27 protein-coding genes are annotated in these 22,485 nt (G+C 71.0%); 15 read left to right on the top strand and 12 right to left on the bottom strand.

Annotation, left to right across the window (positions count from 1 at the left end):
- Window positions 1-7: 7 nt before the first annotated feature.
- Window positions 8-1,687, bottom strand: coding sequence for an NTF2-like N-terminal transpeptidase domain-containing protein (locus AMO33_RS21200; RefSeq protein ID WP_076573776.1), 1,680 nt, complete (start codon window positions 1,685-1,687; stop codon window positions 8-10).
- A 322-nt stretch (window positions 1,688-2,009) separates the two neighbouring features.
- On the opposite strand from AMO33_RS21200, the gene AMO33_RS21195 reads away from it, so the two are divergent.
- Window positions 2,010-2,597 (top strand): hypothetical protein, encoded by a 588-nt coding sequence (locus tag AMO33_RS21195; RefSeq protein ID WP_041560498.1) that lies wholly within the window; start codon window positions 2,010-2,012, stop codon window positions 2,595-2,597.
- A 44-nt stretch (window positions 2,598-2,641) separates the two neighbouring features.
- A complete protein-coding gene (aroQ, locus tag AMO33_RS21190; RefSeq protein WP_011212033.1) occupies window positions 2,642-3,082 on the top strand; it encodes a type II 3-dehydroquinate dehydratase in 441 nt (146 codons plus the stop codon).
- A gap of 21 nt (window positions 3,083-3,103) precedes the next feature.
- On the opposite strand, the gene AMO33_RS21185 is transcribed toward aroQ, so the two are convergent.
- Both AMO33_RS21185 and AMO33_RS21180 read right to left on the bottom strand, forming a co-directional pair.
- A complete protein-coding gene (locus AMO33_RS21185) occupies window positions 3,104-3,565 on the bottom strand; it encodes a nitroreductase/quinone reductase family protein (protein WP_011212034.1) in 462 nt (153 codons plus the stop codon).
- A gap of 93 nt (window positions 3,566-3,658) precedes the next feature.
- Complete coding sequence (locus tag AMO33_RS21180) at window positions 3,659-4,447, bottom strand: ArsR/SmtB family transcription factor (RefSeq protein ID WP_060593997.1); 789 nt, start codon at window positions 4,445-4,447, stop codon at window positions 3,659-3,661.
- Between the two features lie 158 nt (window positions 4,448-4,605).
- Here AMO33_RS21180 and AMO33_RS21175 point away from each other — a divergent pair, with 158 nt between their 5' ends.
- The 3 genes from AMO33_RS21175 to AMO33_RS21165 are packed head-to-tail and all read left to right on the top strand — an operon-like array spanning window position 4,606 to window position 6,609.
- Entirely contained in the window at window positions 4,606-5,535 is a 930-nt protein-coding gene (locus tag AMO33_RS21175; protein ID WP_011212036.1) for an ABC transporter ATP-binding protein, read from the top strand.
- Window positions 5,532-6,383 carry an ABC transporter permease gene (locus AMO33_RS21170; RefSeq protein ID WP_060593996.1) on the top strand — a complete coding sequence of 284 codons (852 nt, stop codon included), beginning with the start codon at window positions 5,532-5,534 and terminating at the stop codon, window positions 6,381-6,383. Before AMO33_RS21175 ends, AMO33_RS21170 begins: the two co-directional genes overlap by 4 nt.
- A gap of 22 nt (window positions 6,384-6,405) precedes the next feature.
- Window positions 6,406-6,609: a helix-turn-helix transcriptional regulator gene (locus AMO33_RS21165; RefSeq protein ID WP_011212038.1), complete on the top strand. Its 204-nt coding sequence runs from the start codon at window positions 6,406-6,408 to the stop codon at window positions 6,607-6,609.
- Between the two features lie 61 nt (window positions 6,610-6,670).
- Here the strand turns inward: AMO33_RS21165 and AMO33_RS21160 are convergent, their stop codons facing one another.
- Window positions 6,671-7,549 (bottom strand): NAD(P)-dependent oxidoreductase, encoded by an 879-nt coding sequence (locus tag AMO33_RS21160; protein WP_011212039.1) that lies wholly within the window; start codon window positions 7,547-7,549, stop codon window positions 6,671-6,673.
- Between the two features lie 140 nt (window positions 7,550-7,689).
- On the opposite strand from AMO33_RS21160, the gene AMO33_RS21155 reads away from it, so the two are divergent.
- Window positions 7,690-8,043 carry a winged helix-turn-helix transcriptional regulator gene (locus tag AMO33_RS21155; RefSeq protein WP_011212040.1) on the top strand — a complete coding sequence of 118 codons (354 nt, stop codon included), beginning with the start codon at window positions 7,690-7,692 and terminating at the stop codon, window positions 8,041-8,043.
- A gap of 213 nt (window positions 8,044-8,256) precedes the next feature.
- Here AMO33_RS21155 and AMO33_RS21150 read toward each other — a convergent pair whose 3' ends face one another.
- Both AMO33_RS21150 and AMO33_RS21145 read right to left on the bottom strand, forming a co-directional pair.
- Window positions 8,257-9,375: a glycerate kinase family protein gene (locus tag AMO33_RS21150; RefSeq protein ID WP_060593995.1), complete on the bottom strand. Its 1,119-nt coding sequence runs from the start codon at window positions 9,373-9,375 to the stop codon at window positions 8,257-8,259.
- 46 nt (window positions 9,376-9,421) lie between these two features.
- Window positions 9,422-10,990 carry an alpha/beta hydrolase gene (locus AMO33_RS21145; RefSeq protein ID WP_060593994.1) on the bottom strand — a complete coding sequence of 523 codons (1,569 nt, stop codon included), beginning with the start codon at window positions 10,988-10,990 and terminating at the stop codon, window positions 9,422-9,424.
- Between the two features lie 127 nt (window positions 10,991-11,117).
- Between AMO33_RS21145 and AMO33_RS21140 the strand changes: the two genes are divergently transcribed.
- The gene (locus AMO33_RS21140) at window positions 11,118-11,429 is read left to right on the top strand and encodes a GNAT family N-acetyltransferase (RefSeq protein ID WP_011212043.1); all 312 of its coding nucleotides are present in this window, start codon (window positions 11,118-11,120) and stop codon (window positions 11,427-11,429) included.
- 9 nt (window positions 11,430-11,438) lie between these two features.
- Here AMO33_RS21140 and AMO33_RS21135 read toward each other — a convergent pair whose 3' ends face one another.
- The gene (locus AMO33_RS21135; protein WP_060593993.1) at window positions 11,439-12,200 is read right to left on the bottom strand and encodes a lysophospholipid acyltransferase family protein; all 762 of its coding nucleotides are present in this window, start codon (window positions 12,198-12,200) and stop codon (window positions 11,439-11,441) included.
- Between the two features lie 79 nt (window positions 12,201-12,279).
- Between AMO33_RS21135 and AMO33_RS21130 the strand changes: the two genes are divergently transcribed.
- Genes AMO33_RS21130 through AMO33_RS21120 form a run of 3 tightly spaced genes read left to right on the top strand, consistent with a single transcriptional unit; the run spans window position 12,280 to window position 14,195 of the window.
- The gene (locus AMO33_RS21130; RefSeq protein WP_011212045.1) at window positions 12,280-12,924 is read left to right on the top strand and encodes a YqgE/AlgH family protein; all 645 of its coding nucleotides are present in this window, start codon (window positions 12,280-12,282) and stop codon (window positions 12,922-12,924) included.
- Window positions 12,925-12,981: 57 nt separating this feature from the next.
- Window positions 12,982-13,491 (top strand): sigma-70 family RNA polymerase sigma factor, encoded by a 510-nt coding sequence (locus AMO33_RS21125; RefSeq protein WP_011212046.1) that lies wholly within the window; start codon window positions 12,982-12,984, stop codon window positions 13,489-13,491.
- The gene (locus AMO33_RS21120; protein ID WP_060593992.1) at window positions 13,488-14,195 is read left to right on the top strand and encodes a zf-HC2 domain-containing protein; all 708 of its coding nucleotides are present in this window, start codon (window positions 13,488-13,490) and stop codon (window positions 14,193-14,195) included. The genes AMO33_RS21125 and AMO33_RS21120 overlap by 4 nt, the downstream gene beginning before the upstream one ends.
- Window positions 14,196-14,265: 70 nt before the next feature.
- Here AMO33_RS21120 and AMO33_RS21115 read toward each other — a convergent pair whose 3' ends face one another.
- The 3 genes from AMO33_RS21115 to AMO33_RS21105 form a co-directional block, all read right to left on the bottom strand.
- The gene (locus tag AMO33_RS21115) at window positions 14,266-15,030 is read right to left on the bottom strand and encodes an ABC transporter permease (RefSeq protein ID WP_060593991.1); all 765 of its coding nucleotides are present in this window, start codon (window positions 15,028-15,030) and stop codon (window positions 14,266-14,268) included.
- Window positions 15,027-16,007, bottom strand: a complete 981-nt coding sequence (locus AMO33_RS21110) for an ATP-binding cassette domain-containing protein (protein ID WP_060593990.1) — start codon at window positions 16,005-16,007, stop codon at window positions 15,027-15,029. Before AMO33_RS21110 ends, AMO33_RS21115 begins: the two co-directional genes overlap by 4 nt.
- A 115-nt stretch (window positions 16,008-16,122) precedes the next feature.
- Entirely contained in the window at window positions 16,123-16,623 is a 501-nt protein-coding gene (locus AMO33_RS21105; RefSeq protein ID WP_060593989.1) for an EXLDI protein, read from the bottom strand.
- Window positions 16,624-16,743: 120 nt separating this feature from the next.
- Between AMO33_RS21105 and AMO33_RS21100 the strand changes: the two genes are divergently transcribed.
- Genes AMO33_RS21100 through AMO33_RS21080 form a run of 5 tightly spaced genes read left to right on the top strand, consistent with a single transcriptional unit; the run spans window position 16,744 to window position 21,538 of the window.
- Window positions 16,744-18,411 (top strand): thiamine pyrophosphate-binding protein, encoded by a 1,668-nt coding sequence (locus AMO33_RS21100; RefSeq protein ID WP_060595078.1) that lies wholly within the window; start codon window positions 16,744-16,746, stop codon window positions 18,409-18,411.
- On the top strand, window positions 18,408-19,064 hold the full coding sequence (locus AMO33_RS21095) for a hypothetical protein (RefSeq protein ID WP_060593988.1): 657 nt from the start codon (window positions 18,408-18,410) through the stop codon (window positions 19,062-19,064). Before AMO33_RS21100 ends, AMO33_RS21095 begins: the two co-directional genes overlap by 4 nt.
- A gap of 10 nt (window positions 19,065-19,074) precedes the next feature.
- On the top strand, window positions 19,075-20,112 hold the full coding sequence (locus tag AMO33_RS21090) for a 3-oxoacyl-ACP synthase III family protein (protein WP_060593987.1): 1,038 nt from the start codon (window positions 19,075-19,077) through the stop codon (window positions 20,110-20,112).
- Window positions 20,109-21,152 carry an aminotransferase class I/II-fold pyridoxal phosphate-dependent enzyme gene (locus AMO33_RS21085; RefSeq protein WP_060593986.1) on the top strand — a complete coding sequence of 348 codons (1,044 nt, stop codon included), beginning with the start codon at window positions 20,109-20,111 and terminating at the stop codon, window positions 21,150-21,152. Before AMO33_RS21090 ends, AMO33_RS21085 begins: the two co-directional genes overlap by 4 nt.
- On the top strand, window positions 21,149-21,538 hold the full coding sequence (locus AMO33_RS21080) for a cupin domain-containing protein (protein ID WP_060593985.1): 390 nt from the start codon (window positions 21,149-21,151) through the stop codon (window positions 21,536-21,538). The genes AMO33_RS21085 and AMO33_RS21080 overlap by 4 nt, the downstream gene beginning before the upstream one ends.
- A gap of 6 nt (window positions 21,539-21,544) precedes the next feature.
- On the opposite strand, the gene AMO33_RS21075 is transcribed toward AMO33_RS21080, so the two are convergent.
- Complete coding sequence (locus tag AMO33_RS21075; protein ID WP_076573740.1) at window positions 21,545-21,919, bottom strand: hypothetical protein; 375 nt, start codon at window positions 21,917-21,919, stop codon at window positions 21,545-21,547.
- A gap of 143 nt (window positions 21,920-22,062) precedes the next feature.
- Window positions 22,063-22,470: an SdpI family protein gene (locus tag AMO33_RS21070; protein WP_060595076.1), complete on the bottom strand. Its 408-nt coding sequence runs from the start codon at window positions 22,468-22,470 to the stop codon at window positions 22,063-22,065.
- Window positions 22,471-22,485: the final 15 nt, after the last annotated feature.

The following is a 22,485-nucleotide window of genomic DNA, read 5'->3' as shown; positions in this document are numbered from 1 at the left end:
CCACCGGTCAGGGGGTCTCGGGCTGGGCCAGGGACTGGAGCATGCGCGCGGCCATCCGAGCGGTGGCGTTGCCGCTGTCGGCCTCGTCGATGTGGATCGCGAAGGCCAAATCTCCCATGTTGGCGACGAGCCAGCCGTCCGACCCCGCGGTGGCGGCGTAGGCGATGACCGGGTAGGGGCGCAGCGGCGCCAGCTCGGGGCTCGCCATCGCCTCCTGCAACATGGTGCGCAGCCGGTCGGTCACCGGTCCGCCCAGCGGCGTGAGTTGAGCGTCCGTGCTGCCCGGCCGGTCGCGCTCGATGGCGGGTGCGGGCACCTCGCCGCGCGCGATGGCCGCGGCCGCGATGGCCATGCCGAACGGGCTGGCCAGCACCGCGTCGGTGGCTCCGCCCTGGCGGACCTGTTCGGCACCGCGACCGCCGATGGCGAGCCGCCCGGTCACCTCGTCCAGACCCGGCACCTGGAAGTCGACCCCGATGCCGAGCCTGCCCGCGGCCTCGGCGGCCTCCTGCACGGTGACGTCCTGGGGCGCCTTGTTCTTGTCCAGCGCCGCCACCGAGCGCAGCAGCTCGACCGCGCCACCGACGGGGTAGAGCCCGGTGAACGCGACCGGCCCGTGCTCGCTGGCCTGGCTGTTCTGCGCGACCGCGACGACCGCGCCGCTGGACGGCTGGATCGCCACGATGGAGGCGGGCGTGCCGACGCTGACGACCGCGTCCTCGGCGGCGCGCTGTAGCCGCTGATCCATCGTCGCGGCGATGTCGGGTCCGGGCGGGCCCTGGTGGCCGGCGACCTGCCGGATGAACCGGCCGTCCGGCTCGAACACCTGGACGCCCCAGCCCGCGTGCTGGTCCTGACTGTCCTGCCACACCTTGCGCAGTGCGTCGAGCATCGGCGACCAGACCCGGCGGTCGGAGGAGATCAGCCGCGGCTGCTTCTCCATCACCACGCCGGGGATGGGGGCCATCCGCGGCTCGAGGATCGCGAAGTCGCCCTCGCGCAGGTTCACCGCGACGATCGGCTTGCCCTGTGCGGTGGCGAGCTGCTGCATCAGGCTCGGCCCGGTGATCAGCGGGGCGACCGGCTCGATCGCCTCGGCCAGCGCGTTGGTGGACGCGACCGGATCGGGCATCTTCGTCGGGTCGAGCTTGATCACGTTGATGATCTGCTCGTGCATCAGCGGCTCGCCGACGATGTCGACCACCCGCGGCGGCGGGGAGGGCATCGTGCGCACCAGCTTCACCGTGCGGTTGCCCTGGAGTTCCGGCAGCACCAGGGCGGGCTCCCAGGAGATCCGCCAGCCGATCGCCAGCTTGCGGACGGTGCCCTGCAGGCTGTAGCCCCAGTTCTTGTTCTCGCCGAAGTTCCAGTCGACGTCCATGCTGAAAATGGCGGACTCGGAATCCAGGCCGATGAATTGCGTCTTCTCGTAGTCGACGGTGCCGGGCTGCAATCCCTCGAACATTTGCTGCATCGTTGCCGACGCCGCGTTCGGGTAGGAGGTGAGTTCCGCGGCCTTGCGGTAGTCCTGCTCGTCGAGCAGTTCGGTGAAACGGTCGACGAGCGCTTCGGGCTCAGTCGCTTCCGCGCGGACGCCGCACGCACCCGAGGCCAGCACCACAGCCGCCACCCCCGCGAGTGCCAATGCGCCCCGGACGCGAAAGCGGCGGGATCCCCACACATCCATGTCGCCCACTCTTCACTCTTGTCACTCCAGCAACAAGACCACCGTACCTGAAAAGGATCTGCCCGCGACGCCCCGGTGACCGGGGCGTTACCCATGCTCAGCTACCCAATTGTGCCCGAATACCCGGGCTCGAGTGGTCGATCATGGTCGGCGTTCCGGTCACAAGCCGATAACCCGCGCAGCCACCGTACCGGGCCGCGCGGCGCGAGGGGAGCCGGGCCGCCACCGTGCCTGTTCACGCTGAGCAGAACCGCGCCGCGCCCTTGCGGCGTAACATTGTAATCACTGTAACAACGAAAGCAGAAGTGAGCGGGTGAGCCCTATGCGACACGGACGGGGATTCGGACGACCGGGCGGGTGGCAGCAGGCCGACCTGCCCGACCCGGCGGATGCGCCGGACTGGTTCGCCGGTCGATTGCCGAGCGACTGGTTCACGGGTCCGCCGGAGATCGAGATCGACCGCGACGAGATCGTGGTCGTCGGCGAGCTCCCCTTGCCACGACCCGAATCGTCCGGCGACGAAGCGGGGGAGGCGACGACCGCGGCCGTCCCGGAGGCCACCAAGGAGGGCGCGGTCGCCCGGTTCCGCGAGAGCACCCGGCCTGCCCGGATGCAGATCGCCAACGAGGCCCAGCACCGCTACGGCAGGCGGGTCGCCTGGGGTGTGACGGTCGAGGGCGAGCGGATCATGTTCACCCAGTTGTCGGTCCCGGTGATGACCCGGCTGCGCCAGCCCGAGCGCAAGGTGCTCGACACGCTGGTGGACGCGGGCGTGGCCCGGTCCCGTTCCGACGCGCTGGCCTGGACCGTGCGACTGGCCGGCAAACATGCCGAGGAGTGGCTGGCGGAACTGCGCAGTGCCATGCGCAAGGTCGAGGATCTGCGTTCGGAGGGCCCGAAGGGGTTGTGAGCGCTGCGGCGTCGACGGCGATGCGGTGCGGCTAGGGTGAGCACATGGCCGACCGCATCGCCCCGATCCTGGTTCTCAACGGACCGAATCTGAACATGCTCGGCACCCGCCAGCCCGAGGTGTACGGCGCGGACACCCTCGACGACGTCGTCGCGCTGTGCGAGCGGACGGCGGCGCGGTTCGACCGCACGATCACCGCCTTCCAGTCCAATCACGAAGGCGCGCTGATCGATCGGATCCACGAGGCACGCGGGGCGACATCGGCCATTGTCGTCAATCCGGGTGGACTCACGCACACCTCGGTGGCCCTGCGGGACGCGTTGGTGATTCCGGAGGTGCCGATCGTGGAGGTGCACATCAGCAATGTGCATGCGCGCGAGGAATTCCGGCACCACTCCTACATTTCCCCGATCGCGACGGCGGTGATCGCCGGAATGGGAATCCAGGGTTACGCCGCGGCGATCGAATTCCTCGCCACCCGGTAGGCCGTTTGCCCGCCCGGCGGGTCAGGCCGCCGAAGTTTCCTGGATTCGGAAGACCGGGAATCCCGGTGCGATGGCCGCCAATTCGGCGTCGCTGGAATCCTTGGTGACGCCCTCGAAGAACCGGCCGACCTCCCAGCCCCACTTGCGCAGATACAGCCGCAGGATCGGTGTCTTGTCCGCGTCGTCGACCTCGGCGGCGACGAACGGCTCGACCGTGCGGCCCAGCCGCAGTTCGCCGCCACCGGCCACCCGCAGGTTGCGCACCCACTGGGTGCGTCCGCGCGGGGCCACCAGATACCGCGCACCCGTCTCGTCCTCGAGCAGGTTGACGATCGTGGTGCGCCACTGCCCGCTGGTGCGGCCGCGCACGGCGAGCATGCGGGCACCCATCAGGTCGATGCCCAGCCGCGGCAGCCACGGCATGATCCGGTTGAACACGGTGTCGAGGCCGGTGGGGGCGAGGTAGCGGGTGGCGGTGGTCATGTCGACTCCTTTGTGAGCAGTGCTCTCTGTTGAGACCAGTATTCACCGCCGCTCCGGCCCCGTCAAGAGCAGTGCTCACTGTTTTCCCGGCCGTCAGCCGATGGACAGCACCTCCCCGGTCTCGAGCAGCGTCTTCAGAGCGGCCAGAATGGCGGGCCAGCCGCCGCTGACCCCTTCGAGCACCCGGCTGCCCGGCGCGAAGCCGTCGTGCACCACGGTCAGCTTCACCACCTCGCCCTGCGGCTCGAGTTCGAAGCTGACCTTCGAGCGCGGCTCGGCGGCCCACTGCGCCAATTCCGCACCGGAGAGCCCGAATTCGGCGCCGAACGCTTCGTCGATGGTGTGCCAGGTGTAGGACAGCTTGCGATAGGGGTCGGATTCGAGGACCACCTGCTCGGGATCCTTGCCTACCCATCCGCGTTGCCGCCACACCACGGGCGAGCCGGTGCGCCAGTCGGAATCGAAACTCACTCCCCAGTACCGGCTGGTGAAGGCGGGGTCGGTGAGCGCCCGCCAGAGCTGCTCGGGCGTGGTCTTGATGTAGGTGGTGTAGACGAACGCGTTGTCGCTCATGGGAAGTGCCTCCAGTGCGTGCTTCAGGTCGGCGAGCGCCTCGACGCGCCCGCGGTGGTAGCGGTTGATCCAGCGGTCGGCGATGGCGTTGATCGGCTCGGCGTTGAGGTAGTGCAGCTTCTCGCGACCGCGGCGGCGGGTGGTGATCAGATTGGCCGCCTCGAGCACGGCCAGATGCTTGCTCACCGACTGGCGCGCCATGTCCAGTTCCGCGCACAGCTCGCGCAACGTCTGCCCGTTGCGGGCGTTCAAGCTGTCCAGCAGCCGGCGCCTGCCGGGGTCGGCCAGCGCCTTGAAAACCTCGTCCATGCTCACCGATCCAACATAGGCAGCCGTTCGGCTGCATGAATAGTTTAGGCAGCCATTCGGCTGCATGTCAACGCCGCCTCCGCCGAAACCGCATTGCTGCTGCGGAATGTAGTAGATATGCTACGAGCGATCCGCTCACTACAACGGGAGGGACCGCCATGACCGTGGGCGACGGAATAGTCATCGATGTCGAGAACCTGCGCATGCGCTACGGGACGACCGAGGTGCTGCGCGATGTCACCTTCCGCGCGCACCACGGTGAGGTACTCACGCTGCTGGGCCCCAACGGAGCGGGCAAATCCACCACCATCGAGATCCTCGAAGGGTTCCGGATGCGCTCGGCGGGCCGGGTGTCGGTGCTGGGCACCGACCCGGCCGAGGGCGGTGAGCAGTGGCGGTCGCGGATCGGGGTGGTGTTGCAGTCCTGGCGCGATCACGGCAAGTGGCGGGTGCGTGAACTGCTCGCCCACCTCGGCTCCTACTACGCCCCCTACAGCACCGAACGCCGCAAGAAGCCCTGGGACGTCGACGAACTCGTCGATCTCGTGGGGTTGGGCGAGCAGGCCGACCGCAAGATCATGGCACTGTCGGGCGGTCAGCGCCGCAGGCTGGACGTGGCGATCGGCATCGTCGGCCGACCGGAGCTGCTGTTCCTGGACGAGCCGACCGCCGGTTTCGACCCGCAGGCCCGGCGGGAGTTCCACGACCTGGTGCACCGCCTCGCCGACGACCAACAGACCGCCATCCTGCTCACCACCCACGACCTCGACGAGGCCGAGAAGCTGGCCGACCGCATCCTGATCCTGGCCGGCGGGCGGATCATCGCCGACGGCTCGGCCGACGAGCTCTCCCGCCGCATCGCGGGCGAGGCCGAGGTGCGCTGGACCCGCGACGGCCAGCGCTTCGTGCACACCACCGCCGAGTCCACCGAGTTCGTGCACGACCTGTTCATCCAGCACGGCGACCGGATCCGCGAGCTCGAGGTCCGCCGCGCCTCGCTCGAGGACACCTACATGACCCTGGTGCGGCAGTTCGAATCCGGCGACCTCACCGACGAGGTGCGCACCCTGGAGGAGGTACGGCGATGAATCCGACCAGCGTGGCCGTGCGCGCGGGGCTCGCGCGCGGCGGCATCGAGTTCCGGCAGTCACTGACCAACGGGCAGGACCTGTTCGGCATGTTGTTCTGGCCGGTGATCATGCTCGTCGTGCTCTATTTCATGCGCGACGCGACCTTCGAGTCGAGCGGCTTCGGGTTGGGCGCGCTGGCTTTGCCGAGCATCCTGGGCATGCTGGTGGCCTTCAACGGCATGTTCGGCATGTCGCAGCTGCTGGCGACCGAACGCGAGGACGGCACGCTGCTGCGGGCCAAGGCCACGCCCAACGGAATGGTCGGCTACCTGGTCGGCAAGATCGTGCTCGTGTCCGGCTGGGTGCTGGTTCCGTTCGTGGTGGTGCTCCTCCCGGGGATGTTCATGGTCGGCGGAGTCGAATTGGACTCTGCCGGAGCCTGGTTCGCGCTGGCGGGTGTCGTCCTGCTCGGCATGCTGGCCACCTTGCCGATCGGGGCGATCATCGGTTCGCTGTTCACCAGCCCCCGCGGCGTCGGGTTCGCCTCCATGCCGATCATGGGCCTGGTCGCGGTGTCGGGCATCTTCTACCCGATCACCGCGATGCCGGGCTGGGTGCAGGGGTTGGCGCAGTGCTTCCCGGTGTACTGGCTCGGCCTCGGCATGCGCGCGGCGATGCTGCCCGACGCCGCCGCCGCGGTGGAACTCGGCGGTTCGTGGCGGTGGCCGGCAACCGTGGCGGTGCTCGGCGCCTGGTCGGCCGTCGGGCTCGTCGTGGCGCCGGTGCTGCTGCGTAGGATGGCGCGCCGGGAGTCCGGTTCCAGCGTCGCCGCCCGGCGGGAGAAGGCTATGCAGCGTGCCTACTGAGGTCATCTACAACCGGATCGCGATGCTGCGCGCCGAGCGCGGCATCTCCCGCCGCGAGCTGGCCGAGGCGCTCGGCGTGCACTATCAGACCATCGGCTACCTCGAACGCGGCGAGTACAGCCCCAGCCTGCACCTGGCGCTGCGCATCGCGGCCTACTTCGAGGTGGCCGTCGAGGTCGTCTTCTCCACGACGCCGTTTCCACGCCTCGGCGCCGAAACCGCCTGAGCCGGTAGACTTCCCGGCTCGGGCGGCCACGGTTCGGGTCTCGCCGCGCACGCCACGCCGTTCAGGCCGCGCCGCCACGCATCAGCGCGTAGGTCGACACCGGCTGCCCCGCCTCCTCGCTCGCCGCGACGGCCTTGCGCCAGAACGCCTGTGCGGCGTGGGCGAGGGTGGCGTCGACGCCCACCTCCTCGCTCGCGTCGATGACGTGCTGCGCGCCCGCGTCCATCATCTTCAGGCTCGCCAGGTCCGCCCAGCCGCCCTGCTGGTTCGCCGCCGACATCTGCTGCATGAAGTGCGGGAAGGCGGCGTTGGAGCGCACCGCGTACTCGACGAAGGCGCCGATGTCGTGCCCGGCGTTGGCGATCATCGCGGTGGCCTGGTCGAACGCCAGCAGCCATGGATGGAAGATCGTCAACAGGCCCTGGTAGAACAGCTGGGCCAGCCCGTCGTCGGTGCCCAGGTACTCCTGCGGGCTCAGCGGGCGCAGCAGGCCGGCCACGGCGTCGAAGTCCTCGCGCGGCCCGCTGAAGAAGATGTAGGACGCCGGATGGGTGAGGTCGTCACCCGCCGACATCACCCCGCCGTTGAGGAAGCGCGCGCCGTGTTCGCGAACCCACGCCGCGCCCTGGCGGGCGTGCTCCGGCGAATCCGACGAGAGGTTGACCACCGTCTTGCCCGGCAGGTGGTCGAGCGCCTGGCCGAGCACGTCGTACATGGCGGCGTAGTGGGTCAGGCTCAGCACGGTGACCTGGTTGGCGTCCAGCGCCTCGGCGACCGTGGCGGCGCGCCGCGCGCCGAGCGCGACCATCGCGTCGATCTTGGCGGCGCTGCGGTTCCACACGGTCACCTCGACACCGGCGGCGAGGAAGGCCCGGACCATCGCCTGGCCCATCGGGCCGAGACCGATCACGGAGACCGAACGGGTGGACTGCTCGGACATCGTATGCCCCTTCGTGTACTGGTCGGAGTTGCTTGTTCCGCGGTGGGTCCGATGCTCGTCCGCGCAGGTAGAGTCGACAAGACCGTACGTCGAGGTGGGGTTGCTTACCCCGAGGTCCGAAATATGGTCAGGAGGCCGGTGTGGACAGCAGCAGTGACACGGCTCACGATGTGTGCGGCATGTCCGTGGCGATCGATGTGGTCGGGGGCAAGTGGAAGCTGCACCTGATGTGGGTGCTGGGCGAGGGGCCGCGGCGCTTCGGCGAGATCCGGCGGCTGCTCGACGGCGTGAGCGAGAAGGTGCTCACCGAGAACCTGCGCCAGCTCGAGGCGAGCGGGGTGGTGTGCCGGGAGGTGTACGCGGAGATCCCGCCGCGCGTGGAGTATTCGCTCACCCCGCTCGGCGAGGACCTCGCACTCGCGCTGCGCCCGCTCGAGGCCTGGGGCGAACGGCACCGCGACACCGTACTGGGCAGGCTCGCCGCCAGCTGCTGAACCCCGCCTGCCGCCGAGTACAGCGGCGTGGGGGTACTCGGCGGCGTGGTGTACTCGGCGGCGTCGCGTGCCCGGCAGCGTCGCGTGCCCGGCGGCGTCACGTACTCCGCGGTGCGGCGCACTCGGCGGCGTCGCGTGCCCGGCGGCAGCGCGTACTCCGCGGTGCGGCGCACTCGGCGGTGTCGCGTGCCCGGCGGCGTCACGTATTCGGGCTCAGCGCAGGTGATCCGCGGCGATTCGCGCCCCGAGGCGTTCCAGCAGCGCGGCCGCCTGTTCGACACAGCGCCGCGGGTCCGGCTCCAGGTCGGTGAGCGCGTAGCAGGCGGTGAAACCGGCGGCGCGCAGGCGATCGGCGGGCAGGAGCGCCCGGCCGACGGCGGCGACCACGGGCACGCCCGCCGCCCCGGCCGCGTCCGCCACCCCGATCGGTGCCTTGCCGTGCAGGCTCTGCTCGTCCAGCGAACCCTCCCCGGTGATCACCAGGCCCACGCCCGGCAGCAGCGCCGGTAACCCCAACAGCTCCAGGATCACCTCGATACCGCTGCGGAATCGGGCGCCGAGCACCGTCAGGGCCGCGAAACCCGTGCCGCCCGCCGCCCCCGCACCGGGCAGGCCCGCACCGGACGGATCGACCACCTGCGCCCAATTCGCCAGTGCCGCTTCGAGGATCGCTCGATCACCGACGCCGGCGCCCTTCTGCGGGCCGTAGACCCGCACCGCGCCGTTGGCACCCAGCAGCGGATTGTCGACGTCGCAGGCGAGGGTGAACCGCACCCCGGCCAGCCTGCCGGGCAGCTCGGCGGGATCGAACCGCGCCGCCGCGGCCAGTGCCGCACCGCCCCGGCCCACCTCGCGCCCGTGCGCGTCCAGGATCCGCGCGCCCAGCGCCTGGAGCATTCCCGCGCCGCCGTCGCTCGACGCACTGCCGCCGAGACCGAGCACGATCTCACGGGCACCGGCCGCCACCGCATCGGCGATCACCACCCCGAGGCCGAAGGTGCTCGCACCCAGCGGATCGGGTTGTCGCGCGGGCAGTTTCGTCAGCCCGACCACTGCGGCCAGTTCCACCACCGCCGTGTCCCCGCGCACGGCGTAACACGCGTCGGTGGGCTGCCCGGTGGGCCCGGGCGCGGTCAACCGCACCCGCCGCCACCCCGCGGCGACGAACGCGTCCACGGTGCCGTCACCGCCGTCGGCCACCGGCACCCGGCGCAGATCGGCCGCGGGTGCGACCGCGAGGATGCCGCGGGCGAGCGCGTCGGCCACCGCGGGCGCGGTCAGCGAGCCCTTGAACTTGTCCGGGGCGAGCAGCACGCGGGGCACGGAGGTCATCGGGCCATTCTCGACCGCCGGGGGGAATTTCGCCGAGGCGGGCTGCTCAGCCGGGCAGCGGTGCCTCGGGGAGCACGGTCGCGTGCACCTCACCGGTGCGGAGATAGGTGAGCACGGCCTCGTCGACGGCCGGGTTGCCGCGCCCGAAGGTGCCGTGGTCGCCGCCCTCGACGGTGACCAGGGCACCGCCGAGCGCCCGCGCCATCGCCGGTCCGCCCTCGTAGCGGGTGAGCGCGTCGTTGCGGCTCTGCAGCAGCAGCGGCGTGGTCGCCAGGCCCGAGCCGTCGATCGGCACCGGCGTGGTGACCGGCTTCCAGGTGCCGCAACTCATCCCGGAACGCACCAGATCGGCGCGCGCGTCCAGGGCGTTGCCGCCCGAGGCGATGGTGCCCACCGCCGCGCCGAGCATCTCCGGCCTGCCGGGTACGGCGTTCTCGTTGCAGGTGATGGCGGAGAACACGAAACGCCCGGTGGGATCGGTCGCGGTCGCACCGGCGATGGCGCGCAGCCGGGCCACGTTCGCCGGGTCGGCGTTCGCGGCGGCCATCGCCTCGGCGAAAGTCGGCCAGAACGCGCGGGTGTAGGTGGCCACCGACGTCGCCCCGATCAGCGGTACCTGGGCCGAGGCGCCGCCGGACACCAAGGTGCGCAGGAAGTTCTGCACCTTCACCAGGTGCTCGACCGTGCCGTTGAAACCGTCGCGGGCGATCTCGGCCAGCGGCTCGGGCAGATCGCCCGGCAAGTCGGCGACGCTCGCGGGCGGCGGGGTGAGATTGGCGTACCAGCCGCCGCCCTGCGCCGAGACCAGCCGCACCCAGGTGCGGTAGACCTGCAACGGCGTACTGCCCAGGTGGTATTCGGCGTCACGTTCGGCGATCCAGCCGAACAGGTCGTCCATGCGCTGCTTGCCCGCGGCCTGCTGCTGGGCGAATTCCTCGGTCCAGATCCAGCCCGGGTGCACGTTCGAGTCGAGCACCGTGCGGCCGACCCGATCCGGGAACAGCGTGGCGTACACCGCGCCCAGGTAGGTGCCGTAGGAGGTGCCCAGGTAGTCGATCCGGTCGAGGCCGAGCGCGGCGCGCACCGCATCCAGGTCGCGCGCGGTGTTCTCGGTGGTGATGGTGTCGAGGTAGCCGGGCTGGGCGGCGTCGCAGGCCCGCTTCAGTTCCTCGTCGGTGGTCGAGACCTGGCCGGGGGCGGCCGCATCCACCGCGCAGGCCAACGGCGTGGCCCAGCGCAGCCCGCGCGGCTGCACGGCCAGCAGGTCGTAGTGCTCGACGAGTTCGGCGGGTACGGCGGACAGCCGCTGCGCCCAGAAGTCGAGCGCGTCGACACCCGGGCCACCGGGGTTGGTGAACAGCGCGCCGCGGCGCTCGCCCGAGGCGGCGATGCGGCTGACGGTGAGTTCGATTCGGGGACCGTCGGGTTCGGCATGGTTCATCGGCACGCTCACCACCGCGCAGCGCACCCCGACGCCGGGCGTGACCGCGCCCTCGGGGCAGTCCCCGAACACCGGTCCCGGCGCGGCGGTCGCGACTGCGCAGAGCAGCGACGCACCGACGGCGCCCACCGCGGTCAGGGCCGAAACCGCCCGGAACAGCCGTGTCCTCATCATCTTTCGTACCTCTCGGCCACAGAGCATTCTGATCGGCCCGGCACGCGCAGACAAGTCGACCGGGAGATTTCCCACTCGTGCGCGTCGCGATGTCTCGTGTCGCGCCCCGGCGGAGTAGCGTCGAACCATGTCGACCGAGGTCCGCATCAATCCCGCACTGGAACGTTTCGAGATCTTCGTCGACGGCGACCTCGCCGGCTACGCCGAATACCAGGACACGGCCTCCGAACGCGCCTTCGTGCACACCGAGATCCATCCCGGCTACGAACACCGGGGCTACGCGAAACAGCTGGTGGGCGCGGCATTGAGCGCCAGCCGCGCCGAGGGTTTCGGTGTGCTGCCGCTGTGCCCGATGGTGCGCCACTTCGTCGAGACGCACACCGAGTACATCGCCTCGGTGCCGCAGTGGGCCAGGCAGCGGATGGGGCTGCCGCAGTAGCGGCCCCGGTCAGTAGTTCGCGACGGCGCCGTCGACGGCCTGTTGCAGATCCGCGCGCACCAGGCGCGCGATCTCGGCCGGCTTGGCGGGCAGCTCGGTGACCGGCATGCCGAAGTAGAAGCTCGCCGACTTCACCTCCTCCTTGCCGGGCTCGCCCGCACCGGGCGGGCGGGGACCGTAGCTCAGCGCCAGGCTCACCAGTGCGGGTTGCGCACCCAGTTTCATGGCGCGGAAGGCGATGTGCCCGATGCCGCTGCCGACGGCCTGCACCCGGCTCGGATCGACCTCGTTGCAGGTGCCCTCGGGGAAGATCGCCAGGTGGTCGCCACGGGCCAGCCGCTGCGCGCAGATGTCCATCATCTGCTGTCCCGCCGCGTTCACCGCCCGGATGCCGTGGTCCTTGCCGCGGAACACCGGGATGCCGCCCATCATGTCGACCTTGCGGCGCTGAGCGGGGTCGACGAACAACTCGTCCTTGGCCAGCACGCGTACCCGGCCGATGATCCGGCGCAGCGGGCTGCGCCAGGCCGCCGCCGCGACCGTGTAGGGGTCCAGCCGCGACAGGTGGTTGATCGCGAAGATCGTCGGCCGCCCGGAACGCAGCAGCTCCCGCACCTTCTGCTCGGCCTGGCCCGCGTAGTGGATGCGCGGGTGGAAGCGCCGTCCCAGCAGCGCGTACGCCGCCCAGGCCTGGAGCCGGTTCTGGCGGTGATCCCGGTAGTAGTCGTAGACGGCGTCGGCGTTCTCGAGCACGACCTCGGGCGGTTGCATACGCCCGACTCTAGATCCGCGACCGGATCGGCACCGACAGGGGCGAGCACTTCGCCCGACAAACTGCGATGATGTCGGTGTGGCACGCGCAGACGACCCGGACGAGCGGAAAACTCAGGGCGGGCACGGCGACCGGCGACGGCGCGAATTCCGCGGCGGCGAGCAGGTGGTCCGCGCCGGGACGTTGCTGCTGGCCGCCACCGATCTGACCGAGCCGACGTTCCGCCGCTCGGTCGTCTACATCATGGAGCACAACGACTCGGGCAGTCTCGGCGTGGTGATCAACCGGCCCAGCGAGACCTCGCTCGCCGACGTGCTGCCGCGCTGGTCGGCGTTGGCGGCCGACCCGGGCACGCTCTACTTCGGTGGACCGGTCAAACGCGACGCCGCACTGTGCCTCGGCACGCTGAAGGTGGGTGCCTCCACCGCGGGCGTGCCCGGGTTGCGCCGCATCGATGGCCGGGTCGTGCTCGTCGACCTGGCCGCCGATCCCGAGCGCATCGCACCGCTGGTCGAGGGCATCCGGGTGTTCGCCGGATATGCCGGGTGGACCTTCGGCCAGCTCGAGGGCGAGCTGGACAACGAGGACTGGATCGTGTTGTCCGCGCTGCCCACGGATCCGATCAGCGCGGCGCGCCCCGACCTGTGGGCCGACGTGCTCCGCCGCCAGCCGTTGCCGATGTCGCTGCTGGCCACCCACCCGATCGAGGTCGAACGGAACTGAGCGACGCCGGGTGAACCGGGGAGCCTCCCGCGTCGTGGGATGGGCGGGAGGTGATCGATGCCCGACGACCAGGCCGAACTGATGCGGGTGCTCTATCGCGAGCACGCGCCCGCGCTGTGGCGGTACACGCTGGGCCTGGTGCGCGACGCGGGCCGGGCCGAGGACATCGTGCAGGAGACGTTGTTGCGCGCCTGGCAGCGCCCGAGCGTGCTGGACCAGTCGACCACCTCGGCCAGGGCGTGGTTGTTCACCGTGGCCAGGAACCTGGTGGTCGACGATTTCCGCAGCGCGCGCAACCGTCGCGAGTTCCGCACCGACAATCCGCCGGAGCAGGCCGAGCCGGACCGCTCGGATCGTGCCTTGGACAGCTGGCTCGTCGCCGACGCGCTGGGCGGACTGAGCGCCGACCACCGGGAGGTGATCGTGCGCGCCTACTATCGCGGCCTGTCGACCAACCAGATCGCGGCCGAGCTCGACATTCCCGCGGGCACGGTAAAGTCGCGGATGCACTACGGGATGCGCGCGCTGCGGCTGGCCTTGCAGGAGATGGGGGTGACCGACCGATGACCGAGATCGCCGACGACTACACGACGTGGGACGCGGCGTACGTGCTCGGTGCACTCGGCAGTGCCGAACGCCGCGAGTACGAGGAGCATCTGGCGGGCTGCCCGGTGTGCCGCGCGGCGGTGACCGAACTCGCCGGTCTGCCCGGCATGCTCGCCCTGGTGGACGCCGACACCGCCGAGGCGATGATCGGCGCGAGCGACGAACGGGCGCCGGCGCCCGCCGCCCCCGACCTGTTGCCGACGCTGGCCGCCGCTGCGGAGCGGCGCAGGCGACGCAGCCGCTGGGTCGCCGTGGGCGCCGCGCTCGCGGGTGCGGCCGCCGCCGTCGCGATCGCCGTGCCGGTGCTGGCCGGTCGCGAGCAGCCCGCCCCGCCGGTCACCGCCGAACAGGTGCTGGCGGAACGGTCGATGAGTCCGGTGGAGCCGACGCCGATCGCGGCGAGTTTCCGGCTGCTCGCCGACGGCGATCGCACCCGTGTCGTGATGACCTGCGACTACGGCGCGGGCGAGCAGGCCTACACCCGCCGCTACCGGCTCGCGGTGATCGGCGCCGACGGCAGCCGCGTCGACCTGGGTGAATGGCCCGCGGGCCCGGGCACCTCGCTCACCGTCGACAGCAGCGTCGATCTTGCCCCCGAGCAGGTGCGCCGGGTGGAGATCACCTCGGCGGAGACGAACCGCGTGCTGCTCACCGGCGACGTGTGACCGCCCCGGCGCACGAGAACATGCCCCACGGGTGCGTACCCGTGGGGCATGTCGTCGCGCGGCGGGGTGATCAGCCCGCCTGCTTGGCGAAGATCCGCGCCGACCAGAGGTAGCCGGCGAGTCCGAGCCCGACACACCAGGCCAGCGCGGCGATGCCCTGGCCGCCGATCTCGGTGCCCATCAGCAGCCCGCGCACGGTCTCGGTGATCGGGGTGAAGGGCTGGTACTCGGCGAACTGGCGCATGCCGACCGGCATGGTGTCGGTGGCGACCAGGCCGCTGCCGAGGAAGGGCAGCATGATGACCGGGAAGACGGCGTTGCTGGCGGCCTCGGGGTTGGGCGAGAGCAGTCCCAGCGCGACCGACAACCAGGCCAGGGCGAACACCAGCAGGGCGAGCAGACCGAACACGGCCAGCCATTCCAGCGGGTTCGCCTGCGGCCGCCAGCCGACCAGGAACGCCACCGCCATCATCACCACGGTGCCGAGCATGCCGAGCAGCACCGTGCCGAAGACGTGCCCGGTGAGCATCGACGAGGGCGCGATCGCCATGGTGCGGAACCGGTTGACGATGCCCTTGGTGACGTCGGTGGAGACCGAGACGGCCACCGAGGCGGTGAGGTAGGCCGGGATCATCAGCAGCATGCCGGGGGTGAGGTAGTCGATGTAGTTGCCGCCGGAGGACTTCTCCAGCGCGCCGCCGAAGACGAACACGAACACCAGCAACAGCACCACCGGCATCAGCACGACGCTGAACACCATGCTCGGGTAGCGCTTGGCGTGCACGAGGTTGCGCCGCAGCATGGTCATCGAATCGGTGAGTGCGGTCGCGCTCATCGCAGGGCCTCCTTCGAGGTGGTGTCGGCGGTCGGTGCGCCGGTGAGGGTGAGGAAGACGTCGTCGAGGGTGGGGGTGTGCACGGACAATCCGTCGACCTCCACACGGGCGGCGTCGAGCCGGTCGAGCACCGCGCGCAGCGAACGCACGCCGCCGTCGCTGGGCACCGCCAGGGTGAACCCGCCGCCCTCGCCGTCGAGGACGCGGGCGCCGTCGAGCACACCGGCGGCGCTGCGCAGGCTCGTGGCGTCGGCGAAGTCGAGCCGGATGTGTCCACCGGGCACCAGTCGCTTGAGCTCCGCGGCGGTGCCCTCGGCCACGATCCGGCCGTGGTTCAGCACCGCGATGCGGTCGGCGAGCTGATCGGCCTCCTCGAGGTACTGGGTGGTGAGGAAGACGGTGACGCCCATGTCGGTGACCAGGTCGGCGATGATCTGCCACATGTCGCGCCTGCTGCGCGGGTCGAGGCCGGTGGTCGGCTCGTCGAGGAAGATGATGCGCGGGTCGCCGACCAGGGTCATCGCCAGATCGAGACGGCGGGTCATGCCGCCGGAGTAGGTGGCGGCGGTCTTGTCGGCCGCCTCGGTGAGGTCGAAGCGGGTCAGCAGTTCGTCGGCCAGCCGCTTGCCCTCGGCGCGGGGCAGGTGGTGCAGGTCGGCCATGAGCAGCAGGTTCTCCCGGCCGGTGAGCAGTTCGTCGACCGCGGCGAACTGACCGGTCACCCCGATCGTCCCGCGGACTTCGGTGCGTTCGGCCGCCACGTCGAAACCGCCGACCCTGACCTCACCGGCGTCCGCGCGCATCAATGTGGTGAGGATCTGCACGGTGGTGGTCTTGCCCGCGCCGTTGGGGCCGAGCAGGGCGAAGATGGTGCCGGGCGCGACGGCGAGGTCGATGCCGTCGAGCACCACCTGCTCACCGAAACTCTTGCACAGCCCGCGCGCCGAGATCGCCGGCGCGCGCTGGGTGTCCCTCATCGGATGGTCCTTTCATAGTTGAATTCGAATAAACGCATGTTTCATCGCCACCACGCCCCGGGGCGCGGTGTGGTCTGGATGTGTGGTTGGGCGCGAGTCTCTGCCGCGCGTCGGCTCAGATGTCGAGGTCCTCGATCTTCGGATGTTCGGTGACGTCGACGACCCGCTCGTAGAGCGGGTCCGGCAGCTTGCCTTTCAATTCGGACACGGAATCGACGATGGTCAGGACGAATTCGCCCCAGTCCGGGTCGCCGATGCCGAGCATCCGCCGCCAGTTCCAGTTGTCGGTGGTCGGGTAGTCCGACCACTTCGAGTCCTGGGTGTGCAGGACGAACTTGCCCTTGCGGCTGCGGTAGACCCGGATGCGCGCGAACCCCTCGTCGCCCATCTCGCGCCACTCGGTGAGCAGGGTGCCCGCGAAGCGCACCTGGCGCACCCCGTTGTGGCCGACCTTGAGGACGACCTCCTCGTAGCCTTCCTGGCGACCCTCCTCCAGCTCGATGAAGCGGCGCAGCGCCGTCACCACCGCGCCGGACAGGTTGCCGCCGACCAACTCCTGCGCGCGCTGGAACAGCGGGAGATCGTCGTCGGCGACGTAGATCGTCTTGTTGGGCATGAACCAACTATATGTAGATGTATACGTAGACGCAAGACCCGGGCTCGGATTCCCGTGAACCGGCCACCCATCCCGCCCGTGTACCTCCTGAACGCGGACCGCGCGCGGAAGGAGCCGCCCATGCCGGACCGGGTAGCCGACCAGCTGGTGCACACCCTCGCGCACCTGGGCGTGCGCCACGTCTTCGGGGTGGACGGCGCCAACATCGAGGATCTCTACGACGCGCTGTACGACTCACCCGTCACCGGTGTGATCGCCAAGCACGAGTTCTCCGCGGCCACCATGGCCGACGGGTACGCGCGCGCCACCGGCTTCGGGGTGGTGGCGGCGACCTCCGGCGGTGGCGCCATGAATCTCGTTGCCGGACTGGCCGAATCGTTCGCCTCGCGGGTGCCGGTGCTGGCCCTGGTTGGCCAGCCGCCCACCGGGCTGGCCGGGCGCGGCGCGTTCCAGGACACCAGCGGGGCGGCGGGCACGATCGACGCGGCCGTTCTGTTCGGTTCGATCAGCCGCTACTGCGCCCGGGTCGACTCCCCGCGCGAGCTGCCGGTCCGGCTCGACCGCGCGGTCACGGCGGCGCGACAGGGCGGTCCCGCGGTGCTGTTGCTGCCCAAGGACGTTCAGCAGGCCGAGGGCTACCCGTGTGTGCCGGTGCCGTTGGAGCCGCGGCACGTGCACGATCGCGCCGGGCTGGAGCACGTGCGGGCCATGCTGCACACCGCCCGGCGGCTGGGCAAGGTGGTGATCGTCGCGGGCGATCAGGTCGCCCGTGACGACGCGCGCGCCGAGCTGGCCGCCCTGGCCGGGGCACTGGACGCCGCCGTCGCGGTGACCCCCGAGGCGAAGTACTGCTACGACGACACCGCCCCCGGTTTCTGCGGCGTGGTCGGCACGATGGGCCACGCCGAGGCGGCGGCGGCGCTACGCACCGGCGCGGTGTGCCTGCTGGTCGGCGCCACCATGACGGTGACCGCGCGGGCCGGGCTCACCGAGCAGCTGGCGGCGATCCCGTTGGTGAGCGTCGGCGCGTCCTCGCCGTTCCTGCCCGCCCGGCACGCCGCCAGCACCGATCTGGCCGTCACCCTGGCCGAGCTGGCCGAGGAGTTCGGCGCCGACACCGGATGCCGGACCGCGGCCGCGCGGGCGCCGACGCCACGGCCGGGCATCCGGCTGACCGCGATGGACGTCCCGCCGGCGAGCGGGCCCGGTCTGCGCTATCGCGCGTTGGTCGAACAGCTCTCCGATGCGCTGCCGACCGGCACCGACGTGGTCTGCGACGCGGGCAACACCGGCGCGGCGGTGGTCCATCACCTGCGCGTGCCGCCCGACGGCCGGTTCACGGTGGCGCTGGGGATGGGCGGCATGGGGTATGCGTTCGGCTCCGCGATCGGCTCGGCGTTCGCTCGCGGCAGGCGCACCGTGGTGATCGCCGGCGACGGCGCGTTCTACATGCACGGCATGGAGGTGCACACCGCCGTCGAGTACGGGTTGCCGGTCACCGTGGTGGTGCTGAACAACAACGCGCACGCGATGTGCGTCACCCGCGAGCAGGTCTACTACGGAGACCGATACAGCTACAACCGTTTCCGGCCCGCCCACCTGGGCGCTGGCATCGCCGCGATGTTCCCCGGCCTGCCGGTGCGCACCGCGCGCACGCCGGCCGAACTGGCCGCCGCGTTGCCGGTCTGCCTGCCCGACCACGGCCCCGCCTTCCTCGAAATCGTCTGCGACCCCGACGAGATGCCGCCCTTCGCCCCCTTCCACGACCTCCCGAGGAGATCACCGTGACCACCAGTGCCCTGCCCGCCCTCAGCGACCTCCCCGACGACGTACCGGGCATCCTGCGGATCGAGAACTCCGACCGCGAGGCCACCACCCCGATCATCATGGACATGCTGCGGTCGGTGTATCCGCACGATCAGATCTACGGGCGCTTCTGTCCGGTGCAGGATTTCGTCGCCGCGCCGCCGCGGGCGGTGTACGAGTACCTGGCCGATACGCGGTCGCTGGAGGAATGGACCTACAGCCTGCGCGGATTCACCGAGACGGCGGAACCCGGACTGTGGCGCGCCCACGACCGGCTCGGTGACGCGACCACCATCTACACCAGGACCGTGGCCGATCCACACGCGATGACCGTCGACTATCACTGCGCGTGGGACCAGGGCGAGCACCTGTGGATGATCTACCTGATGCGGGTCGTCGACGCCCAGGTGGTGCTGAACCGGCCCGGGTCGGTGGTGCTGTGGAACAACTGCCGCCACCCCTTCTACGACGAGAACCCCTATCCGGACACCGCACCGCCCGGCAGGCCGGTCTGGGTGGGCGACTTCTGGGAGATGTTCTCCGCCGGGCATCGCCTCGAGCTGGACAATCTCAAGGCCATCTGCGAATACCGTGCCGCGCACGGGCTTCCGCTGAAGCCGTCCTGGATGGAATGAGGTCGGTGCGATGATCCACAACCATCCCCAGGGGCTTCCGCCGGTGAGCCTGGCCGACGTCGCGTCCTACCTGCCGGGCGAACCGGTCGGCACCGAGTACTTCACCCGGTTCTCCCGGTCGGACCGGATGGCCGCCAACGTGATGTTCCGCGCCCCGCGCACGCGCCATCACGTCGGGCGGGAGGAGACCGCCGTGGACATGGTCGAGCGCGCGGTCGCCCCGCTGGTCGAGCGGCACGGCTCCGATCTGCTCACCAGCGTCGACGTGCTGCTCACCCACACCCAGCTGCCCGACAATCCGGTGCTCGGCTGCGGCCCGGAGGTGGCGCGCAGGCTGGGCATGCGGCCGGGCTGGGTCTACGACGTGCACAACGGCGGGTGTGCGGCGTTCATACACCTCATGGGCCTCGCCGCGATGCTTCTGCGGACGACCTCGGCGCGCACGGCACTGATCGCCGTCACCCAGAACTGCGCGGGACCGGTGTTCACCCAGACCGAGATCCGCGGGCTGGCGCAGGCGCCGGTGCCCGGTGACGGCTGCGGGGTCGGGCTGCTCGTCGCCGACGACCGCGCGCCGATTCTGGACATCGAATGCCGCACCTACCCCGAATTCGCCGGCGACATGGCGTTTTCCACCGGCGGCGCGCGCAAGTACTGGGAACCCGGGGAGGGGCAGGGATGCGTGCGGTTCTCCGAGTCGAAGGTGGCCAAGGTGTTCGCGCGCGGGAACCGGCTGGTGCCGGAGGTGTCGCTGGCGGTGTGCGACCGGCTCGGGATCGCGGGTCGCGAGGTGGACGCGTTCGTCACCAATCAGCCGAACCGGCTGTTCCTGCGCAATTGGCGTGAGGCACTGGAACTTCCGCCCGAACGCCACCCCGACACCTTCGACCGTTGCGGCAACCTCTTCGCCGCGGGCATCCCGGTCACCCTCGACATCGCGAACCGGGAGGGACGACTGCGCGAGGGCGCGCTGGTGCTGCTGGCGGCGTTCGCGCACGCCGGTGACTTCGCCGCCGCGGCGGCGCTGCGCTGGGGTGCACCGCGATGACCCTGGACCTGGCCGAGGACTCGCGCTCGGCGCGCCGGTCCGGGCGGCGCCCACCGTGCCGCTTCGACCTGTCGTTGAGCGAGAACCCGTATCCGCCGCTGCCGTCGGTGCTTCACGCGGTACAGCAGACGCTGGCCGGGGCGAACCGCTATCCCGAGTTCCGGCCGCGCACGCTGCCCGAGCTGATCGCCGGGCACCTCGGCCTGCATCCCGAGCAGGTCGTCGTCGGCGCGGGCGCGACCGGGGTGGCGGCACAGATCATGGCGGCGCTCGCCGGTCCCGGCGCGGAACTGGTCACCGCGACACCGACATTCGACGGGTATCCGATCCTGGCGGAAATGACCGGAACTGTCCTGGTCCCCGTGCCGTGTGACGCCGCGGGCGCGCCCGACCCGGCCGCCCTGGGGATGGCTGTGCACAAACGGACGGCCCTGGTCGTGATCTGCCGCCCGCACAACCCGACCGGCGCGCTCATCACGGCCGCCGCGCTGCGCGCCTTCCTGCGCGGGCTCCCGGAGCGGGTCACCGTCGTGCTCGACGAGGCCTACGTCGAATTCCTCGCGCCCGCCGACCGGCTCGACACCACCGCCCTCCTGCGCGCGCATCCGAACGTGCTCGTGCTGCGCACCTTCTCCAAGGCCTACGGGCTGGCCGGGCTGCGTATCGGCTACGCCTTCGGCGATCGAGCGCGGATGGCGTCGGTCCGGCGCCATCAGCTGCCCTTCGGCGTGCCCGCCACCGCTACGGCCGCGGTCGCCGCCTGCTACGCCGCCCGGCCGGAACTCACCCGCCGGGTCGCCCGCATCACGGCCGAACGCGACGGGCTGCGCGCGGCGCTGCGGGCGCGCGGTCGCGCGGTCCCCCGCAGCCACGCCAACTTCCTCTACCTGCCCGGTCCCGGGGTCGCCACCGCGCTGCGCCGGGCCGGAATCACCGCCAAGGCCTATCCGGACGGCAGCGCCCGCATCGCCGTCGGTGACCCGGCGGCCGGGCGCGCCGTGCTCGCCGCGCTCACCGGCGGTGGTTCCATAGACGGGTGATTCCGGGATACGAACCGGCCCTGCGGCCGAACCCCGCCCCGGCGACGGGAACGGCCAGTCGGGTGCTGCTGCGGCTGCGGCTGGGCCGGCGGGAGGTGGTGGTGCGCCACACCGTGATCGCGCCCGGCGGCAGCAGCGGCTGGCACTACCACGACGGGACGCTGGTCGTCCTGGTCGCCCGCGGCACCCTGGACCATCCCTACGCCGACGGCGCGCCCGTCACCTACCGCCGCCCGCGCGTGTTCCGCGAGCCGAGCGGGCCCGCCAACTGCCACGTCGCGCGTAACAGCGGCCGCGATCCGGTGACGCTGTTCGTGCTGTACCTCAATCCAGCGGGCAGCCCGCTGTCCCGCAGCGTCGATCCACCGCCGGGCCTGGCGCCCTGAGACGGTTCAACCGCCGCCGCAACCACCGCCGCAGCCCGAACCTCCGCCACAGCTCGAACCACCCCCACAGCTCGAACCACCGCCGGACCCGCCACTGCCCGAATCACCGCCCCAGGCGCCACCGCTGTCACCGCCGCTGCCGTAGTAGCCGATACCGCCCGCGCTCCAGCCGCCTGCCGCGCGTCGCGCGGAGCGACGGGAAGCGGCGCGCCGCGGACCGCCCGGCGGATCGTTCCGGCCGCGCACGGTGCCCGCGATCACGAGCGCCACGGCCACCGCGAGCAGAATCCACCCGAACGCGGGATGGAGCACCTCCGCGAGCACGACCCCGAGGACGAGAGCGACGATCGCCGAACCGAAGCACGCCGAGCCGAAGAACATGGAAACCTCCCCCGTGCCGAACCCGCTGTGAGCGGGCTCACGACCAGCGTACCGGCGAGAACGTCAGCACGCGCGGGTTGCGGATGGGCAAGAGGTGGTGCTTACGCCGCCCCGGGAACTCGCGGGCAGGTCGGCGAACCGCGTCAGTGGGCGGGGCCGCAGGCTTCCCGCAGCGAGCACGCGCCACAGGACTGCCCGCAGGCGCCGCTCGGCTGGGCGGGGACCAGATCGGCGATGGCCCGGCCTGCCGCGTCGGCACCCGCACCCAGGGTGAACAGGGCGATCACCGCGGCGACGAACGCGACCACGAGGGCGACCGGGGTGCCCGCGGCCAAGACCACCAGGCCACCGGCGAACAGCAGCGCGCCCGCACCCACCGAGGTGGGGGCGGCGACGCGGTTGGCGATGCGGAAGGTCTGCTCGGAGCTGAGAGCGGCTTCGGTGTGCACCCCGACGAACCGGTTGCGCGGCAGCCTGCCTGTCAGGCCGAGCAGGCCGGTTGCGATGGCCACCAGGGCCAGCACGAACAGGACGAGGGCGACGACGAACACCACGTCAGGGTATCG

Origin of the sequence: Nocardia farcinica (assembly GCF_001182745.1) — a bacterium.
GTDB classification, from domain to species: domain Bacteria; phylum Actinomycetota; class Actinomycetes; order Mycobacteriales; family Mycobacteriaceae; genus Nocardia; species Nocardia farcinica.
The sequence above is the reverse complement of the archived record's forward strand: the minus strand, read 5'-3'. Positions and strand labels throughout refer to the sequence as shown.

Bases quoted from the DNA above. Each gene is read 5' to 3' on its own strand.
- AMO33_RS21085 (WP_060593986.1), top strand. From the start codon at position 20,109: ATGACCCTGGACCTGGCCGAGGACTCGCGCTCGGCGCGCCGGTCCGGG.
- AMO33_RS21150 (WP_060593995.1), bottom strand. From the start codon at position 9,375: ATGACCTCCGTGCCCCGCGTGCTGCTCGCCCCGGACAAGTTCAAGGGC.
- AMO33_RS21075 (WP_076573740.1), bottom strand. From the start codon at position 21,919: ATGTTCTTCGGCTCGGCGTGCTTCGGTTCGGCGATCGTCGCTCTCGTC.
- AMO33_RS21170 (WP_060593996.1), top strand. From the start codon at position 5,532: ATGAATCCGACCAGCGTGGCCGTGCGCGCGGGGCTCGCGCGCGGCGGC.
- AMO33_RS21165 (WP_011212038.1), top strand. From the start codon at position 6,406: ATGCTGCGCGCCGAGCGCGGCATCTCCCGCCGCGAGCTGGCCGAGGCG.
- AMO33_RS21110 (WP_060593990.1), bottom strand. From the start codon at position 16,007: ATGAGGGACACCCAGCGCGCGCCGGCGATCTCGGCGCGCGGGCTGTGC.
- AMO33_RS21185 (WP_011212034.1), bottom strand. From the start codon at position 3,565: ATGACCACCGCCACCCGCTACCTCGCCCCCACCGGCCTCGACACCGTG.
- AMO33_RS21135 (WP_060593993.1), bottom strand. From the start codon at position 12,200: ATGCAACCGCCCGAGGTCGTGCTCGAGAACGCCGACGCCGTCTACGAC.
- AMO33_RS21140 (WP_011212043.1), top strand. From the start codon at position 11,118: ATGTCGACCGAGGTCCGCATCAATCCCGCACTGGAACGTTTCGAGATC.
- AMO33_RS21145 (WP_060593994.1), bottom strand. From the start codon at position 10,990: ATGATGAGGACACGGCTGTTCCGGGCGGTTTCGGCCCTGACCGCGGTG.
- AMO33_RS21160 (WP_011212039.1), bottom strand. From the start codon at position 7,549: ATGTCCGAGCAGTCCACCCGTTCGGTCTCCGTGATCGGTCTCGGCCCG.
- aroQ (WP_011212033.1), top strand. From the start codon at position 2,642: ATGGCCGACCGCATCGCCCCGATCCTGGTTCTCAACGGACCGAATCTG.
- AMO33_RS21175 (WP_011212036.1), top strand. From the start codon at position 4,606: ATGACCGTGGGCGACGGAATAGTCATCGATGTCGAGAACCTGCGCATG.
- AMO33_RS21100 (WP_060595078.1), top strand. From the start codon at position 16,744: ATGCCGGACCGGGTAGCCGACCAGCTGGTGCACACCCTCGCGCACCTG.
- AMO33_RS21125 (WP_011212046.1), top strand. From the start codon at position 12,982: ATGCCCGACGACCAGGCCGAACTGATGCGGGTGCTCTATCGCGAGCAC.
- AMO33_RS21120 (WP_060593992.1), top strand. From the start codon at position 13,488: ATGACCGAGATCGCCGACGACTACACGACGTGGGACGCGGCGTACGTG.
- AMO33_RS21090 (WP_060593987.1), top strand. From the start codon at position 19,075: ATGATCCACAACCATCCCCAGGGGCTTCCGCCGGTGAGCCTGGCCGAC.
- AMO33_RS21180 (WP_060593997.1), bottom strand. From the start codon at position 4,447: ATGGACGAGGTTTTCAAGGCGCTGGCCGACCCCGGCAGGCGCCGGCTG.
- AMO33_RS21195 (WP_041560498.1), top strand. From the start codon at position 2,010: ATGCGACACGGACGGGGATTCGGACGACCGGGCGGGTGGCAGCAGGCC.
- AMO33_RS21105 (WP_060593989.1), bottom strand. From the start codon at position 16,623: ATGCCCAACAAGACGATCTACGTCGCCGACGACGATCTCCCGCTGTTC.
- AMO33_RS21115 (WP_060593991.1), bottom strand. From the start codon at position 15,030: ATGAGCGCGACCGCACTCACCGATTCGATGACCATGCTGCGGCGCAAC.
- AMO33_RS21200 (WP_076573776.1), bottom strand. From the start codon at position 1,687: ATGGATGTGTGGGGATCCCGCCGCTTTCGCGTCCGGGGCGCATTGGCA.